Genomic DNA, 15,462 nt, shown 5'->3' on the forward strand with positions numbered 1-15,462 from the left:
TGGACCAGTCGGCGAGGCGTTGCATGAACCCCAGATAAACGCGGAAATCCGTTGCTTTTGCGCCACAGGGGGTTGAAACGCGGGCCATGATTCCAAGCCAACGGCAGGGTGAAGCGGACGCCCGTTCAAGCGATACTCCAGCGCTTCGCAAGGGTCGCGATTTCGTCGCGCGGCACGGCGAAACCGTGTTCAATGCGGCGCATCGGTTGCAGGGGGATGCGGCGCATACGCCGTTGACTCGGGCCGGATTCGCGCAGGCGGACGAGCTTGGGCGGGCTTTGCGTGGGGTGCTGGGGGTGAAGCCGAAGCTGGCGTTGTGGGCGTCGCCGACCGGGCGGGCCTTGCAGACGCTGGCGGTGATCTGCGAGCATCTGGAGCTGGATTGGCACGACGCGCGGACCGATGCCCGGTTGGTCGAGATCGACATGGGGTCGTGGGGCGGCCGCTATTACGCGGACGTCGTCGATGAGGTCGGGCCGGTGATGCTGCCGGGGGGCACGCTGAAGCCTGCGCCGGACGGCGAGACGTATGCGGAGATTGCTGCGCGGGTTGGCGGGTGGCTGGCAGATACCGCGGAGGAGTCGGGCGACCGGCTGGTGATCATGCACGGGATCTCGAGTCGGGTGATGCTGGGCGTGATGACAGGTGCGGCGGTCGATCCGTTGCTCGGTGCGCCGATTGCGAAGGGGTTGCCGCAGGGGTCGGTCACGCTGGTGGAGAACGGACGCGCGACAGTGCCGCATCTTGGTACGGGATTCGCTCCAGCGTGAGATTGGCGGCTCTGCTGATCCTCGCGACCGCGGTCCCGGCATCGGCGCGCGACACGATCGGCGTCTACAAGGGCTGGGGGGCGTTTCGCGATGCCTCGCCCCCGCGGTGTTACGCGATTGCTCGGCCGGTGATGGCGGGGGGGCGTTCGTCCGGGTTCGCGAGCGTTGCGACGTGGCCCAAGCGGGGTTTGCGCGCGTCCTTGTACGTGCGGCTCAGTCGGGAACGCGATCGGTCGGCCGGAGTGACGCTGACGGTTGGCGAGCGGCGATTTGCGCTGGTGGCGAACGGGCTGGATGCTTGGGCTGGCGATGCACCGAGCGATCGGGCGATCGTCGCGGCGATGCGGTCGGGACGGAGCATGAGTGTCGAGGCGGTCGGTGTCGGGGGGCGGCCGTTCGTCGATGTCTATACGCTGTCGGGGGGGGCGACTGCGATCGATGTCGCTGTGTTGGCGTGTAGCGGGGGGTGACGTTTTACAGATCGTACCCCAATCCGATGGCACCACCCCGGCGGAGGCCGGGGCCCAGTTGGAAAGGTGGTCGTAACTACGGGCTGAGCGTCACCATCTTCGTCCCCCAACTGGGCCCCGGCCTTCGCCGGGGTGGTGTCTGTCTCCTGAGAGACGGCTGAGCGATTCCGCCCTCGTCCAGCAGCCAGTAGAAAAATCACGAAAATTCCGCTACGGGCTCGCGCATGCAGACCGCCGCGAACCTCATGCCCATCCCCGGGCACATCGATCCCGTGCCCGTTCCCCGCAGCTTCGTGCCGCGCAGCGATGGGCGGATCGATCTGCTCGGGCTGTCGCTCGCCGATCTGCGGATGGCGCTGGAGACGTCGCAGCTCGAGGAGAAGCAGGCCAAGCTGCGTGCGAAACAGCTGTGGCACTGGATCTACAATCGCGGCGCGACCGAGTTCTCGGCGATGACCGATATCTCGAAGACGATGCACCCGTGGCTCGAGCAGCGCTTCGTGATCAGCCGGCCGAACGTGATCGAGGCGCAGGTGTCGACCGACGGCACGCGGAAGTGGTTGCTGCGCTCGGATGACGCGCAGGATTACGAGATGGTGTTTATCCCCGATGCGGATCGCGGCACGTTGTGCGTGTCGAGCCAGGTCGGCTGCACGCTGAACTGCACGTTCTGCCACACCGGCACGATGCGGCTGGTGCGCAACCTGACCCCCGCCGAGATCGTCGGGCAGGTGATGCTTGCGCGCGATTCGCTCGGCGAATGGCCGAGTCAGCCTGAGGGCCGCATGCTCACCAACATCGTGATGATGGGGATGGGCGAGCCGCTCTATAATTTCGAGAATGTCCGCGATGCGCTGAAGCTGGTGATGGACGGCGCTGGCCTCGCGCTGAGCCGCCGGCGGATCACGTTGTCGACCAGCGGCGTGGTGCCGATGATGGCGCGTGCGGGGGCGGAGATCGGCGTGAACCTGGCCGTATCGCTGCACGCGGTGACCAAGGAAGTGCGCGACGAGATCGTGCCGCTCAACCGGAAGTACGGCATCGAGGAATTGTTGCAGGCGTGTGCGGACTATCCGGGCACGAACAACGCGCGCCGCATCACGTTCGAATATGTGATGCTGAAGGACAAGAACGATTCCGACGACGATGCGCGCGAGCTCGTGCGGTTGCTGCGGAAGTACGAACTGCCCGCGAAGGTGAACCTCATTCCGTTCAATCCTTGGCCGGGTGCGACCTACGAATGTTCGACGCCTGAGCGGATCAAGTCGTTCTCCAGCATCGTGTTCGGCGCGGGGATTTCGGCGCCGGTGCGGACGCCGCGCGGGCGCGATATCGATGCAGCGTGCGGACAGCTGAAGACCGCGTCGGAGAAGAAGAGTCGCGCGCAGATCGATCGCGAGGCCGCCGCCGAGGCTGATACCGCTTTTGTCTGATCTGGCTTCGCTGGGATTGGCGGCGGGTGCGGGGATGCTGGGCGGCGCGATGAACGCGCTGGCGGGCGGCGGCAGTTTCGCGACGATGCCCTCGCTGATCGCGCTCGGCCTGCCCTCGCCTATTGCCAATGCGACCAGCAACGTCGCGGTGCAGCCCGCGGCGATGGCGAGCGCATGGGCGTATCGCAGCGATCTCGGGCCGGTCGGCGGGGTCGGTATCCGGACGTTGGCGGGGATCACGTTCGTCGGCGGGTTGGTCGGCAGCCTGCTGCTGTTCTTCACCCCGGCGACCGCGTTCGACGTGATCGTGCCGTGGCTATTGCTGATGGCGACGCTGGCGATCGCGTTCGGCAAGCCCGCCTCGACCTGGCTCCACGCACGCGTCGCGATCGGATCGCGCTCGCTGATCGCCGCGCAGACGTTGCTGGGGATCTATGGCGGCTATTTCGGTGGCGGCGTCGGGATGATGTTGACCGCCGCCTGGGGATTATTGGCCGGCGCCTCGCCCGCCAAGCTCGCCGCGCCGCGCACGCTGATGCTGGCGACCGCGAATGCCGCCGCGACGATCGTGTTCGCGGCGACCGGCATGGTGGCGTGGACATTGTGCCTGCCGATGATGGCGGGCGGCGTGGTCGGCGGGTATTTCGGCGCGCGGTTCGGGCGGAAGCTGCCGGATGGGGTGATCCGCGGGTGGACGCTGCTGGTGACGGCGACGACGACGGTGGTGTTTTTTTACAGAGCATACGCCTGAACCACGATGTTCCCCGCGAAGGCGGGGACCCAGTCTGGGCACCCGCCTTCGCGGGTGAACACGCTTGGTTTGGCGTTACACATTTCCAAAAGAAGCCGTCGCCCCAGCGAAAGCTGGGGTCTCGTGCGGCGAGGGTGCGCTCCGTTACCGGGATATCCCAGCTTTCACTGGGATGACGGACTTTGTAGTGATGACGGAATTTGGGGTCAGCCCGGCCGGCGCATCTTGAAGAGCGCGTCCTCGGTGATCTCGAAGTAATCCGCAGGACCGCCGCCGCGCAGGATCGGTTGCGCGCGCGCCGTCTGGTAGACACCGTCCTCCAGCATCGCTGAGTCGATGTGGATCGCGACCGCCTCGCCGAGCACCAGCCACTGGTCGAGCTCGCGGCCTTCCTTGGTCTCAAGTCGGATCAGTTGCGTCAGCTTGCACTCGAACTGCGCGCGCGACGCCGCAACGCGGGGCGGCTTCACCTTGGTCGACGCGACCATATCGAGCTTGGCGAGCGCGAACTCGTCGACGTCGGCGGCGACGTTCGCGGCGGTCGTGTTCATCGCGTCGCTGAGGTCGCGCGAGACCAGGTTCCAGACGAACTCGCCGGTTGCCTCGATATTGGCGACGCTGTCCTTCCAGCCCATCGACGAGAAGCCGATCAGCGGCGGGCTGTAGTTGAACAGGTTGAAGAACGAATAGGGCGCGAGGTTGGCGACGCCGTCCGCGGACAGCGTGCTGACCCAGCCGATCGGCCGCGGCGCAACGATCGCATTGAGGGGATCGTGCGGCAGGCGATGGCCGTTCGTGGGCTCGTAAGAATGCCATTCGGTCATACATGTATTCCTGCTATGCCATGGTCCGACTGCCTATAGCGAAGGTCGAGCATGAACGATCCCACTGCCCCGACTATCAGCACCTCGATCATCAAGCGCCATCGGCTCGCGACGCGCATATGGCACTGGGTGACGGTGGTGACGATGTTCATCATGATCGGCAGCGGGATCGGCATCCTCAAGGCGCATCCGCGGCTGTACTGGGGCCGGTACGGCGCGAATTTCGACACCGCGTGGACGACGCTCGACCAGTGGCCGAGCTGGCTGGTGTCGCTGCTCAACCTGCTGACGATCCCGACGAGCTACAATCTGGCGCTGTCACGGCGCTGGCATCTGCTGTTCGCGCTGGTGCTCGCCTTCGCGCTGCTCGGGTTCATGATCGTCAGCCTGATCAACAAGCATTTCCAGCGCGACCTGCGCGTGCGCGCCGCCGAGCTGTCGCCGCGCGAAGTGGTGCACGACGTGAAGGAACATCTCGCCTTCCGCTTCCACGATCCCAAGAAGCCGGGCGCGTACAACATCCTCCAGAAGCTGTCCTATGTCGTGACGATCTTCGTGCTGATCCCGGTGATGATCCTGACCGGGCTGACGATGTCGCCGGGGATGGATGCGGCGTGGCCGTGGCTGCTGGAGATATTCGGCGGGCGGCAGTCGGCGCGCTCGATCCACTTCATCGCCGCCACGGGCCTGGTGCTGTTCATCATCGCGCATCTCGCGCTGGTGATCCTGGCGGGGACGTGGAACGAAGTGCGGTCGATGATCACCGGGCGCTGGCATGTTCCCCAGCACCCCTCGGAGGACGTCGCATGAGCTCGCTGATTACCCGTCGCTCGCTGGTTGTAGGCGCGACCATCGGTGCGGGCGCGCTGCTGACCGGCTGCGACAAGATCGCCGCGAACCCCGAGGCGCGGAAAATCCTGTTCATGGGCGAGGACATGAACCGCGGGCTGCAACGCGCGCTGACCAACCGCAACGCGCTGGCGCCTGAGTTCAGCCCTGCGCAGATGTCGCCGATCTTCCGGTCGAACGGCACAAGCAATCCGGGGACGGCGGATTATACCGCGATGGTCGCCAACAATTTCGCGGATTACCGGCTGAAGGTCGGCGGGCTGGTCGATCGGCCGCTGTCGGTCTCTCTGCCGCAGCTTCGCCAGATGCCCGCGCGCGCGCAGATCACACGGCACGATTGTGTCGAGGGCTGGAGCGCGATCGGCAAATGGCAGGGACCGAAGCTTGGCGCGCTGCTCGACGACGCCGGCCTGAAGCGCACCGCGCGCTACATCGTGTTTACCTGCGCCGACCTGTACCGCGGCGCGAATTATTACGAGTCGGTCGATCTGGTCGACGCGTTCCACCCGCAGACCATCCTCGCCTGGGCGCTCAACGATCAGGTGCTCGACGTCGCCCACGGCGCGCCCGTCCGGCTGCGCGTCGAACGGCAACTAGGCTACAAGCATGCGAAATACGTCACGGCGATCGACGCGGTCGCCAGCCTCGAAGGTATCGGCAAGGGCAAGGGCGGCTATTGGGAAGATAACGTCGATTACGACTGGTACGCGGGGATCTGAACCACCGCGGGGGTGGCGCAATTCCGTACCAGTCATTAGCTAACGCAGCATGGCACTTTTCGATCGTTTCCTGGCCCGGCAGGTTAAAACCGGCGAACTCACGCTCATCCACGCGGACGGCACCACTAAGCATTTCGGCAAGCCCGACCCCGCCTATAACCCGGTCACGATCCGGCTGACCCAGCCGGGGGTCGCGGGCGCGATCGTCCGCCACCCGGCGCTCGGCGCGGCGGAGGCGTTCATGGATGGGCGCCTGGTGATCGAGCGCGGCGACATTCGCGATCTGGTCAATCTACTCAAGGGCAACAGCCCGTGGGAGCGTGGCGGCGGGCTCAATCCGTCGCTGCCGATCAAGCTGCTCGACAAGGTCGTGCACCGCGTCGATCGCGTGAACATGGCGCGCCGGTCGAAGAAGAACGTCGCACATCATTACGACCTGTCGGACCGGCTGTACGACCTGTTCCTCGATGCGGACCGGCAATATTCCTGCGCGTATTTCACCGATCCGGGCAATAGCCTGGAGCAGGCGCAGTCGGACAAGAAGGCGCATATCGCCGCCAAGCTGGCGATCCAGCCCGGGATGCGTGTGCTCGACATCGGCTGTGGCTGGGGCGGGATGGCGCTGTACCTGCACGCGAAGACCGGCGCCGAAGTGCTCGGCGTGACGCTCAGCGAGGAACAGTTGAAGGTCGCGCGGCGGCGGGCCGAGGAGGCCGGGGTCGCCGACAAGGTGAAGTTCGAGCTGATCGACTACCGCGCGCTGACCGGGAGTTTCGACCGGATCGTCTCGGTCGGCATGTTCGAGCATGTCGGCCCGGCACACTACAAGGCGTTCTTCCGCAAATGCCGCGACCTGCTGACCGCGAACGGCGTGATGCTGCTCCACACGATCGGGCGGATGGGCGGGCCCGGCGTCACCGACACGTTCACGACCAAGTACATTTTCCCGGGCGGCTACAACCCGGCATTGTCGGAGATCGTGAAGGGATATGAGGGGCTGCGGATGTTTCCGACCGATATCGAGGTGTTGCGCGTGCATTACGCGCTGACGATCGACCAATGGTACGACCGGACGGTGGCGGCGAAGGATTCGATCGTCGCGTTGTACGACGAGCGGTTCTACCGGATGTGGACGTTCTATCTTGCGGGCGCGGCGGCGGCGTTCCGGACCGGGGGGATGGTCAACTACCAGATCCAGCTGTCGAAGAGCCGAATGACGCTGCCGCTGACGCGCGATTATATGATCGAGGGTGAGCGGGCGTTGCGCGAAGGCTGACCCACGCTCATACCATCCCCTGTACAATTCGGGCTTGGCGTAGGACGCCGCCCGTCAACCTCCGTGTTCCCCCGCGGAGGCGGGGGCCCAGGACCAAGCAGGGATACGGTACCTAGCTGGGCTCCCGCGTCCGCGGGAGAACAACGGTGTTAGGCGAATGGAGTTAGCGCGGGCCCTGTACGTCGGCCTTCGCCGCGGCGCGTTCGTCGCCGCCGATCTTGCCGTCCTTGTTCGCGTCGTACTTCGCGAACGTCGCCGCGAGCAGCGCCTGCGCCTCGGCCTGCGTCACCTTGCCGTCCTTGTTCTTGTCTGCGCTCGTGAACCACAGATCCGCGAGACGCTTGGCGTGGACCGGGTCCGGACGGCCCTGCCCGCCGACCTTCATGTTGCCGATCCGTGCCTGGACCTCGGCGCGCGTCAGGACGCCGTCCTTGTTGGTATCCGACGCCGCGAATTCGGTCTTGAACTTGGCCGAGGCGGACGCGCGCGTTTCCTGCGCGAGCGCCGGGGTCGCAAGGCCGGCGAGGACGAGAAGGGTGAGGCTTTGGCGTAGCACGGTGGGTTAACTCCAGAGGATTTGCGGCGCGAATAGACCGGTTCGGTTGTACGCGCCATTAACGCGTGCGGTTGCATGCGCAGGTTGCATGAGGGGCCCCCAGCGCATAGGGGCGCGGGCATTGGATATTGCCCGAAGGATTCTGCCCGTGACCGATCAGATCAACCGCGTCGTGCTCGCCTATTCCGGTGGCCTGGACACGAGCGTGATCCTGAAATGGCTCCAGCAGACGTACAACTGCGAGGTCGTGACCTTCACCGCCGATCTCGGCCAGGGCGAGGAACTCGAGCCGGCGCGCGCCAAGGCCGAGATGATGGGCGTCAAGCCCGAGCATATCTTCGTCGACGATCTGCGCGAGGAGTTCGTGCGCGATTACGTATTCCCGATGATGCGGTCGAACGCGCTGTACGAGGGGCTGTACCTGCTCGGTACGTCGATCGCGCGGCCGCTGATCGCCAAGCGCCAGATCGAGATCGCCAAGATGGTCGGCGCCGACGCGGTCAGCCACGGCGCGACCGGCAAGGGCAACGATCAGGTCCGCTTCGAGCTCGGCTATTACGCGCTGTCGCCCGATATCAAGGTGATCGCGCCTTGGCGGGAGTGGGATCTCACCAGCCGCACCAAGTTGATCGAGTTCGCGGAAGCGCATCAGATCCCGGTGAGCAAGGACAAGCGCGGCGAGTCGCCCTTCTCGACCGACGCGAACATGCTGCACACCTCGTCAGAAGGTAAGGTCCTCGAGAACCCGTGGGACGAGGTCCCCGACTACGTCTATTCGCGCACCGTGAACCCCGAGGACGCGCCCGACGCGCCGGAATACATCACGATCGATTTCGAGCGCGGCGACGGCGTCGCGATCAACGGCGAGGGCATGAGCCCGGCCACGCTGCTGTCGACGCTCAACGACTATGGCCGCCGCCACGGCATCGGCCGCCTCGACCTCGTCGAGAATCGCTTCGTCGGCATGAAGAGCCGTGGAATGTACGAGACGCCAGGCGGCACGATCTATCACCTCGCGCATCGCGGCATCGAGCAGCTGACGCTCGATCGCGGCGCCGCGCACCTCAAGGACGAGCTGGCGCCGCGCTATGCCGAGCTGCTCTACAACGGCTTCTGGTTCTCGCCGGAGCGCGAGATGCTGCAGGCGGCGATCGATCACAGCCAGGAGAAGGTGTCGGGCACCGTCCGGCTGAAGCTCTACAAGGGCGGCGTGTACGTGGTCGGCCGGAAATCGCCGAACTCGCTGTATTCGGAAAAGGTCGTGACGTTCGAGGACGACCAGGGCGCTTACGATCAGCGCGACGCGGAGGGCTTCATCAAGCTGAACGCGCTGCGGTTGCGGTTGCTTGCGAAGCGCGACCGGTAAACCCCTGCCACGATTATACCTCTCCGGCGAAGGCCGGGGCCCAGTTGGGGGACGCCGCTAACGAAGGTCGGCGCGCCGTTACCGAGACCTTTCCATCTGGACCCCGGCCTCCCCCGGGGAGGTGCACTTGGCGTGAGCACTTCCGCTCAATCCCTCAACGCCCCGCCCCGTTAACCACGCCTTAGGCATCTTCCCCCATAGATCGAGCATCTTGTGGGGAATGCCTGGATGCCGAACACACCTGTCGACGTTGCGATCATTGGCGCCGGCCCCGCTGGCCTCACCGCGGCCTATCTGCTTGGCAAGGCTGGCTATTCCGTCACCGTGATCGAGAAGGATCCGGTGTACGTCGGCGGGATCAGCCGGACCGTCGAGCATCAGGGCTTCCGATTCGATATCGGCGGGCACCGGTTCTTCTCGAAGTCGCAGCCGGTGGTCGATCTCTGGAACGAGATTCTGCCCGACGACTTCATCGAGCGGCCGCGGATGAGCCGGATCTATTACGAGGGCAAATTCTACAGCTACCCGCTGCGCGCATTCGAGGCGCTCGGCAATTTGGGGATCTGGCGCTCCACGCTGTGCATGGCGAGCTATGCCAAGGCCAAGTTGCGTCCCAATCCCAACGTGCGCAGCTTCGAGGATTGGGTCGTCAACCAGTTCGGCCACAAGCTGTATTCGATCTTCTTCAAGACCTATACCGAGAAGGTCTGGGGCATGCCGTGCGACACGATGTCGGCGGATTGGGCCGCCCAGCGCATCAAGGGACTGAGCCTTGGCGGGGCGGTGCTTGATGGGCTGAAGCGCTCGCTCGGGCTGAACAAGCGGCCGAACGACGGGATGCAGACCAAGACGCTGCTCGAAAGCTTCCGCTATCCGCGGCTCGGGCCGGGGATGATGTGGGATGCGGCGCGCGACAAGGTGCTCGGCCACGGCAATACGATCCTGATGGGGCATGCGCTCAAACAGCTTGCCGAAGATTCGACCGGTCGCTGGCGGGTTACCGCGACCGATCGCGACGGCGCGACCGTCACGATCGATGCGGGCCATGTGATCAGCAGCGCACCGATGCGCGAGCTGGCGGGTCGTCTGCACCCGTTGCCGACGACGTTGCCACAAGCGAGCGCGCTCAGGTACCGCGATTTCCTGACGGTGGCGCTGATGATCAAGTCGCCCGACCTGTTCCCCGATAACTGGATCTACATCCACGATTCGAAGGTGAAGGTCGGCCGCGTCCAGAACTTCCGCAGCTGGTCGCCCGAGATGGTGCCCGATCCCGACATCGCCTGCGTCGGTCTCGAATATTTCTGCTTCGAGGGCGACGGGCTGTGGGCGTCGAGCGATGCCGACCTGATCGCGCTGGCGACGAAGGAGATGGCGATCCTCGGGCTGTGCGATCCGGCGCACGTCACCGGCGGTGCGGTGGTGCGGCAGGAGAAGGCGTACCCGGTGTACGACGAGGATTACCGCGACAACGTCGATGCGCTGCGCGAGGAGATCGAGGCGCGGCATCCGACCTTGCACTGCGTCGGGCGCAACGGGATGCACCGCTACAACAACCAGGATCACGCGATGATGACCGCGATGCTGACCGTGCGGAATATCCAGGCGGGCGCGCGCGTGCACGACATCTGGAGCGTCAACGAGGACGCGGAATATCACGAGGCGGGGAGCGAGGGAGAACAGGCGGGGATCGCCGCGGCCTTGTCGAGTGTGCGTGGGGTACCGGAGCGCCTCAAGGCTGCATGATGGGCCTGCGTCTACGTCATTCGTGAGCACCACCCCGGCAAAGGCCGCGGTCCAGTTGGAAAGGTTGTAGTAACAGCGCGATGCCCTCCGTTTGCGACGTCCCCCAACTGGGCCCCGGCCTTCGTCAGGGTGGTGTAAATAGGGCTGATCGCTGGAACGAACACGGCATGATTGACGCCCCCTTCCCCTCTGCCACACCGAAGCTCGACACCCGCCTCTGGCCAACCGTCCTGGGCGGTTGGGCACTCGCGGCGATCGTGCTCTGCCTCGCCTATTCCGGCGCGATCGCGACGTTGCGCTTCCCCGACCCCGACGATGCGATGCGGTTGCTCGAAGTGCGCGACTGGCTTGGCGGGCAGAGTTGGTGGGACGTCGCCCAGCACAGGCTGAACGGCGGCGACTTCGCGATGCACTGGTCGCGGCTGGTTGACCTGCCGATCGCTGCGGCGATGCTGGTGCTAGATCCGTTTTTCTCGACCGATACGGCGAACCGGATCGCGATGACGGTCGTGCCGCTAATTACCCTGCTCACGCTGATGGCACTGGTCGCTGCACTGACGCGGCAGGTGAGCGATGTCGAACGTGCCAAGCTTGCGCTGCTGCTGGCGCCGCTGTCGGTCCCGATCCTATATCAAATTCGCCCGCTCCGGATCGACCACCATGGCTGGCAGATTGTGCTCGCGATGGCTGCGACCATGGCGCTCCTCGGACGTGCCAACCTGCGAAACGGTATCCTTGCCGGGCTGGCGTTGGCGACGCTTGTGACGATTTCGCTGGAAGGGTTGCCGGTCGCCGTCACCATAACCGCAGTTGGGGCGCTGGCCTGGGCGTGGGACCCATCGCGGCGCGCTGCCTTGATCGGCCTTGCAATTACGTTCTTCGTAGCGGCTTTGATGCTGCACATCGCTACGCGGGGGCCGGGGGCTTTCACCGCTGTTTGCGACGCGGTGTCTCCAGGCTGGTTGGCAGTGCTGGGCGTTGCGGCTGTGGGACTGTCGGTAGCGACGCTAATTGGGGCTCGATCGCTAGCGGCTCGACTTGGAGCACTGGCTGCCGGCGCCGGCGCCGGCGCCTGCGTGGCGACGCTCGCCTTTATAACGCCGGAATGCCTTCGCGGGCCATTCGCAAGCCTCGATCCGCTTGTTTACAATCTGTGGTATCTCAAAGTTTCCGAAGGCCTTCCGATCTGGGACCAGATGCTGGTGCCGGCAATCATTACGATAGCGTCCCCCGTCGTTGGTCTCCTTGGAACCGCGCTTGCACTTCGTCGAACGTCCGGTGTGGGGCGAGAGAGTTGGGCTATGTTACTGGCGATATTGCTGGGCGCATTCGCAGTCTCCCTCATGGTTCAACGAGCCGCAGGCACCGCTAATGCATTGGCCTTGCCGGGTGCGGCGTGGATTTTATTGGCCATGCTCGAACGGGCACGGCGCATCGTGCCTGTCTTGCCCCGTATATTAGCGACGATGTTGGCTTTGATCGTCGTTTCGCCGGGCATCGTAGCCGGCACCGTTTATTCGGTATCGCGCTCAAACGCATTGCCGGGCGGCGCTGTAACACAGCTGACCGACCGCGTTGCCTGCACGAAATTTTCCGATGTACGCGGTATAGCGATACTGCCGCCCAGCGTGATCTTTGCGCCCCTTGATCTTACGCCCGACCTGATCGCTACCACGAAACACCGTGGCATCGCCTCAGGCTATCATCGCAATGTGGCTGCTATGCACCGGGTCATCGCCACCTTCACGGGAAGCCCCAAGGCAGCCGAAGCGATGATCATCGCGAGCGGGGCGCAATATGTCGTTGGGTGTCCAGCACTCGACGAAACCGAAATATATAAGCACTTCGCCCCAAATGGCCTTTGGGCCCGTCTTGAACGCGGCGAGCGGTTCGCGTGGCTGACTCCCGTCCCGATCGCCGGATCGCCGGTTCTTGCATGGCGCGTGAACAACTCGTCGCGCGCACCCTTGTCTGGAGCGCCCGTCCGCCCCTAGGGTCGGACGATATGATTACTCAGGGGGAAACGCTGCACTGGTGGCAGACGCGCGGCTTTGTCGTCGCGGTGGCGCTGGCGTCGATGATACCGTTGCTGTGGCCGGAAATCCCGCCGCTGGTCGATCTGCCCGGCCATATGGGGCGCTACCGCGTCCAGCTCGCGATCGGCAACAATCCCTGGCTTTCTCAGTGGTATAACTTCCATTGGCAGATGATCGGCAACCTCGGCATCGACCTGCTGATCGAGCCGCTCGCGCCGATCTTCGGGTTGCAGCTGGCGGTGAAGCTGATCGTCATGACGATCCCGGCGCTCACTGTGACGGGGCTGCTGTGGATCGCGCGCGAGGTGCATGGGCGTATCCCGGCGACCGCGTTGTTCGCGTTGCCGCTCGCCTACAGCTACCCGTTCCAGTTCGGATTCGTGAATTTCGCGCTGGCGATGGCGCTCGCGCTCAACCTGTTCGCGCTGTGGCTGCGGATGGGGCGGCTCGGACGCACCAAGCTGCGCACCGCGATCTTCATCCCCGTCTCGTGCCTGTTGTGGCTGTGTCATACGTTCGGCTGGGGCGTGCTGGGCGTGCTCGCCTTCTCCGCCGAGCTGATCCGCCAGCACGACATCCGCCGCGACAGCGATCCCAAGAGCTGGGCGCATGGCTGGTTCAGGGCGTTCGTCCAGGCGGGACTGAACTGCCTGCCGCTCGCATTGCCGATGGTGATGATGGTGGTGTGGCGGTCGGGCGATCATGTCGGCGGCAAGACGCAGGACTGGTTCAACTGGCGCTGGAAGATGAACTGGATCACGATGGTCCTGCGCGATCGGTGGATGGCGTTCGACATCGCGTCGGTCACGGTGCTGTTCGTGATCCTGTTCCGCGGCGTACGCGACCAGACGATCGAATATTCGCGCAACCTGGGGCTCTCCGCGCTGTTCCTGGCGGCGGTGTACGTGCTGTTGCCGCGGATCGTGTTCGGGTCGGCCTATGCGGACATGCGGCTCGCGCCTTTCGTGCTGGCGATCGCGGTGATCGCGCTGCGACCACGGCATGGGCTGTCGTTGCGTGGGGCGGCGGTGCTCGCGGTGCTGGGGTTTGCCTTCTTCGGGGTGCGGCTGGCAGGGACGACGATCAGCTACCTGATCTACGACCGCAGCTACGACCAGGCGATCGCGGCGATCGATACGGTGCCCGAGCGCTCTCGCGTGGTGTCGTTCGTCGGGCGGCGGTGTCGCGACGACTGGGCGTATTCGCGGCTCGAGCATGTACCCGCGTTGCTGCTGGAGCGGCGTCTCGCCTTTACCAACGATCAGTGGTCGATGGCGGGGGCGCAGTTGCTGACGACCAACTATGCGGCGGCGAAGGGCTTTGCGCACGATCCGTCGGAGGTCGTGAGCGACGTCAAATGCCGCGGCCAGTTCTGGCGGCCGATCTCGATGGCGCTCGCGAAATTCCCGCGCGATGCGTTCGATTATATGTGGCTGATCCACCCGCAAAAGTTCGACCCGGCGCTGGTCCAAGACCTGACGCTGATCCGTCGCGATGGGACCAGCCTGTTGTACCGCGTCAACAAGCCTGCGGTTCGCCCCGCCGGAACGGAGTAAGCTCGCCGAGATACTCCTGCTGCTCGGCGACGGCTTCGCGTTCGCGGACGAGATAGTCGGCGATCGCGCGGCGGAAGCTCGGGTCGGGGATGTAGTGCGCGGAATAGGTCGCGACGGGCGCGTAGCCGCGCGCGAGCTTGTGTTCTCCCTGCGCGCCGGCCTCGACGGTCTGCAGGCCACGCGCGATGGCGGCGTCGATCGCCTGGTAATAGCAGACCTCGAAATGGAGGAACGGCACCTCCTCGGTCGCGCCCCAATAGCGGCCGTAAAGCGTGTCCTCCCCGATCAGGTTGAGTGCGCCGGCGATGGGGATGCCGTCGCGCTCGGCAAGGATCAGCAGAATCTGGTCGCCCATCGTCTTGCCGATCTGGTCGAAGAACGCGCGCGTCAGATAGGGCTGGCCCCATTTGCGGGCGCCGGTGTCCTGATAGAACACCCAGAACGCGTCCCAGTGCGCGGGCGTGATCTCGGCGCCTGTGAGGTGGCGGATCGTCAGGCCTTCGACCGCGGCCGCGCGTTCCTTGCGGATCGCTTTCCGCTTGCGGCTGGCGAGCACGGCGAGGAAATCGTCGAAGCTCGCATAGCCGTCGTTCTTCCAGTGAAACTGCGTGCCTTGCCGGATTAGCCAGCCGGCGGACTCGAACAGCGCCACTTCGTCGGGGTCGATGAAGGTCGCGTGCGCGGAGGACAGCCCGCTCTGGTCGGTCACCGCCTCCAGCGCGGCGATCAGCGCAGGGGCTTGGTCGTGATCGCGGAGGAGAAGGCGCGGGCCCGGCACCGGGCTGAACGGCGCGGCGATCTGGAGCTTGGGGTAATATTGCCCCCCTGCCCGCTCCCATGCATCGGCCCAGCTCTGGTCGAAGACGTATTCGCCCTGACTGTGGCTCTTGGCGTAGGCGGGCGCGATTCCCGCGGGCTTGCCGTCGGGACCGTCGACCACGACCGGCAGCGCCTGCCAGCCGGAGCGGCCGCCGACGCTGCGCGATGTTTCGAGTGCAGAGAGGAAGGCGTGGCCGACGAACGGGTTGGCGGTGCCGGAGCACGCGTCCCAGTCCTCGGCCGCGATCGAGGTGACGCCTTGGGCGATGCGAGCAGTGACCGAATTCATCA

At 65.0% G+C, this 15,462-nt stretch carries 14 protein-coding genes; 11 read left to right on the plus strand and 3 right to left on the minus strand.

Annotation, left to right across the window (positions count from 1 at the left end):
• The first annotated feature begins 86 nt into the window (after positions 1 to 86).
• The 4 genes from C8J46_RS20065 to C8J46_RS20080 all read left to right on the plus strand — a co-directional run bounded on the left by C8J46_RS20065 (position 87) and on the right by C8J46_RS20080 (position 3,424).
• Positions 87 to 770, plus strand: a complete 684-nt coding sequence (locus tag C8J46_RS20065) for a histidine phosphatase family protein (protein ID WP_132742452.1) — start codon at positions 87 to 89, stop codon at positions 768 to 770.
• On the plus strand, positions 767 to 1,240 hold the full coding sequence (locus C8J46_RS20070) for a hypothetical protein (protein ID WP_132742453.1): 474 nt from the start codon (positions 767 to 769) through the stop codon (positions 1,238 to 1,240). The genes C8J46_RS20065 and C8J46_RS20070 overlap by 4 nt, the downstream gene beginning before the upstream one ends.
• 224 nt (positions 1,241 to 1,464) lie before the next feature.
• Positions 1,465 to 2,673 carry a 23S rRNA (adenine(2503)-C(2))-methyltransferase RlmN gene (gene rlmN, locus C8J46_RS20075; protein WP_132742454.1) on the plus strand — a complete coding sequence of 403 codons (1,209 nt, stop codon included), beginning with the start codon at positions 1,465 to 1,467 and terminating at the stop codon, positions 2,671 to 2,673.
• A complete protein-coding gene (locus C8J46_RS20080) occupies positions 2,666 to 3,424 on the plus strand; it encodes a sulfite exporter TauE/SafE family protein (protein ID WP_347812393.1) in 759 nt (252 codons plus the stop codon). Before rlmN ends, C8J46_RS20080 begins: the two co-directional genes overlap by 8 nt.
• Positions 3,425 to 3,630: 206 nt before the next feature.
• Here the strand turns inward: C8J46_RS20080 and C8J46_RS20085 are convergent, their stop codons facing one another.
• Complete coding sequence (locus C8J46_RS20085; RefSeq protein WP_132742455.1) at positions 3,631 to 4,248, minus strand: flavin reductase family protein; 618 nt, start codon at positions 4,246 to 4,248, stop codon at positions 3,631 to 3,633.
• A 51-nt stretch (positions 4,249 to 4,299) separates the two neighbouring features.
• On the opposite strand from C8J46_RS20085, the gene C8J46_RS20090 reads away from it, so the two are divergent.
• From C8J46_RS20090 to C8J46_RS20100, 3 genes are read left to right on the plus strand one after another with little or no spacing between them, the layout of a single operon-like run.
• The gene (locus tag C8J46_RS20090; protein WP_132742456.1) at positions 4,300 to 5,058 is read left to right on the plus strand and encodes a cytochrome b/b6 domain-containing protein; all 759 of its coding nucleotides are present in this window, start codon (positions 4,300 to 4,302) and stop codon (positions 5,056 to 5,058) included.
• The gene (locus tag C8J46_RS20095; protein ID WP_132742457.1) at positions 5,055 to 5,816 is read left to right on the plus strand and encodes a molybdopterin-dependent oxidoreductase; all 762 of its coding nucleotides are present in this window, start codon (positions 5,055 to 5,057) and stop codon (positions 5,814 to 5,816) included. Before C8J46_RS20090 ends, C8J46_RS20095 begins: the two co-directional genes overlap by 4 nt.
• Positions 5,817 to 5,865: 49 nt before the next feature.
• Positions 5,866 to 7,092: a cyclopropane-fatty-acyl-phospholipid synthase family protein gene (locus tag C8J46_RS20100; RefSeq protein WP_132742458.1), complete on the plus strand. Its 1,227-nt coding sequence runs from the start codon at positions 5,866 to 5,868 to the stop codon at positions 7,090 to 7,092.
• 163 nt (positions 7,093 to 7,255) lie between these two features.
• Here C8J46_RS20100 and C8J46_RS20105 read toward each other — a convergent pair whose 3' ends face one another.
• Positions 7,256 to 7,648 carry an EF-hand domain-containing protein gene (locus tag C8J46_RS20105; protein ID WP_132742459.1) on the minus strand — a complete coding sequence of 131 codons (393 nt, stop codon included), beginning with the start codon at positions 7,646 to 7,648 and terminating at the stop codon, positions 7,256 to 7,258.
• 148 nt (positions 7,649 to 7,796) lie between these two features.
• Here C8J46_RS20105 and C8J46_RS20110 point away from each other — a divergent pair, with 148 nt between their 5' ends.
• The 4 genes from C8J46_RS20110 (at position 7,797) to C8J46_RS20125 (ending at position 14,352) form a co-directional block, all read left to right on the plus strand.
• Complete coding sequence (locus tag C8J46_RS20110; RefSeq protein WP_132742460.1) at positions 7,797 to 9,014, plus strand: argininosuccinate synthase; 1,218 nt, start codon at positions 7,797 to 7,799, stop codon at positions 9,012 to 9,014.
• A gap of 228 nt (positions 9,015 to 9,242) precedes the next feature.
• Entirely contained in the window at positions 9,243 to 10,760 is a 1,518-nt protein-coding gene (locus C8J46_RS20115; RefSeq protein WP_132742461.1) for an NAD(P)/FAD-dependent oxidoreductase, read from the plus strand.
• Positions 10,761 to 11,017: 257 nt separating this feature from the next.
• A complete protein-coding gene (locus C8J46_RS20120; protein ID WP_165886692.1) occupies positions 11,018 to 12,754 on the plus strand; it encodes a hypothetical protein in 1,737 nt (578 codons plus the stop codon).
• An 11-nt stretch (positions 12,755 to 12,765) separates the two neighbouring features.
• On the plus strand, positions 12,766 to 14,352 hold the full coding sequence (locus C8J46_RS20125; RefSeq protein WP_132742463.1) for a hypothetical protein: 1,587 nt from the start codon (positions 12,766 to 12,768) through the stop codon (positions 14,350 to 14,352).
• Here C8J46_RS20125 and C8J46_RS20130 read toward each other — a convergent pair.
• Positions 14,315 to 15,460 carry a GNAT family N-acetyltransferase gene (locus C8J46_RS20130; protein WP_132742464.1) on the minus strand — a complete coding sequence of 382 codons (1,146 nt, stop codon included), beginning with the start codon at positions 15,458 to 15,460 and terminating at the stop codon, positions 14,315 to 14,317. The genes C8J46_RS20125 and C8J46_RS20130 overlap by 38 nt on opposite strands.
• Between the last annotated feature and the right edge of the window lie 2 nt (positions 15,461 to 15,462).

This window comes from Sphingomonas sp. PP-F2F-A104-K0414 (genome assembly GCF_004340945.1).
Lineage (GTDB): Bacteria > Pseudomonadota > Alphaproteobacteria > Sphingomonadales > Sphingomonadaceae > Sphingomonas.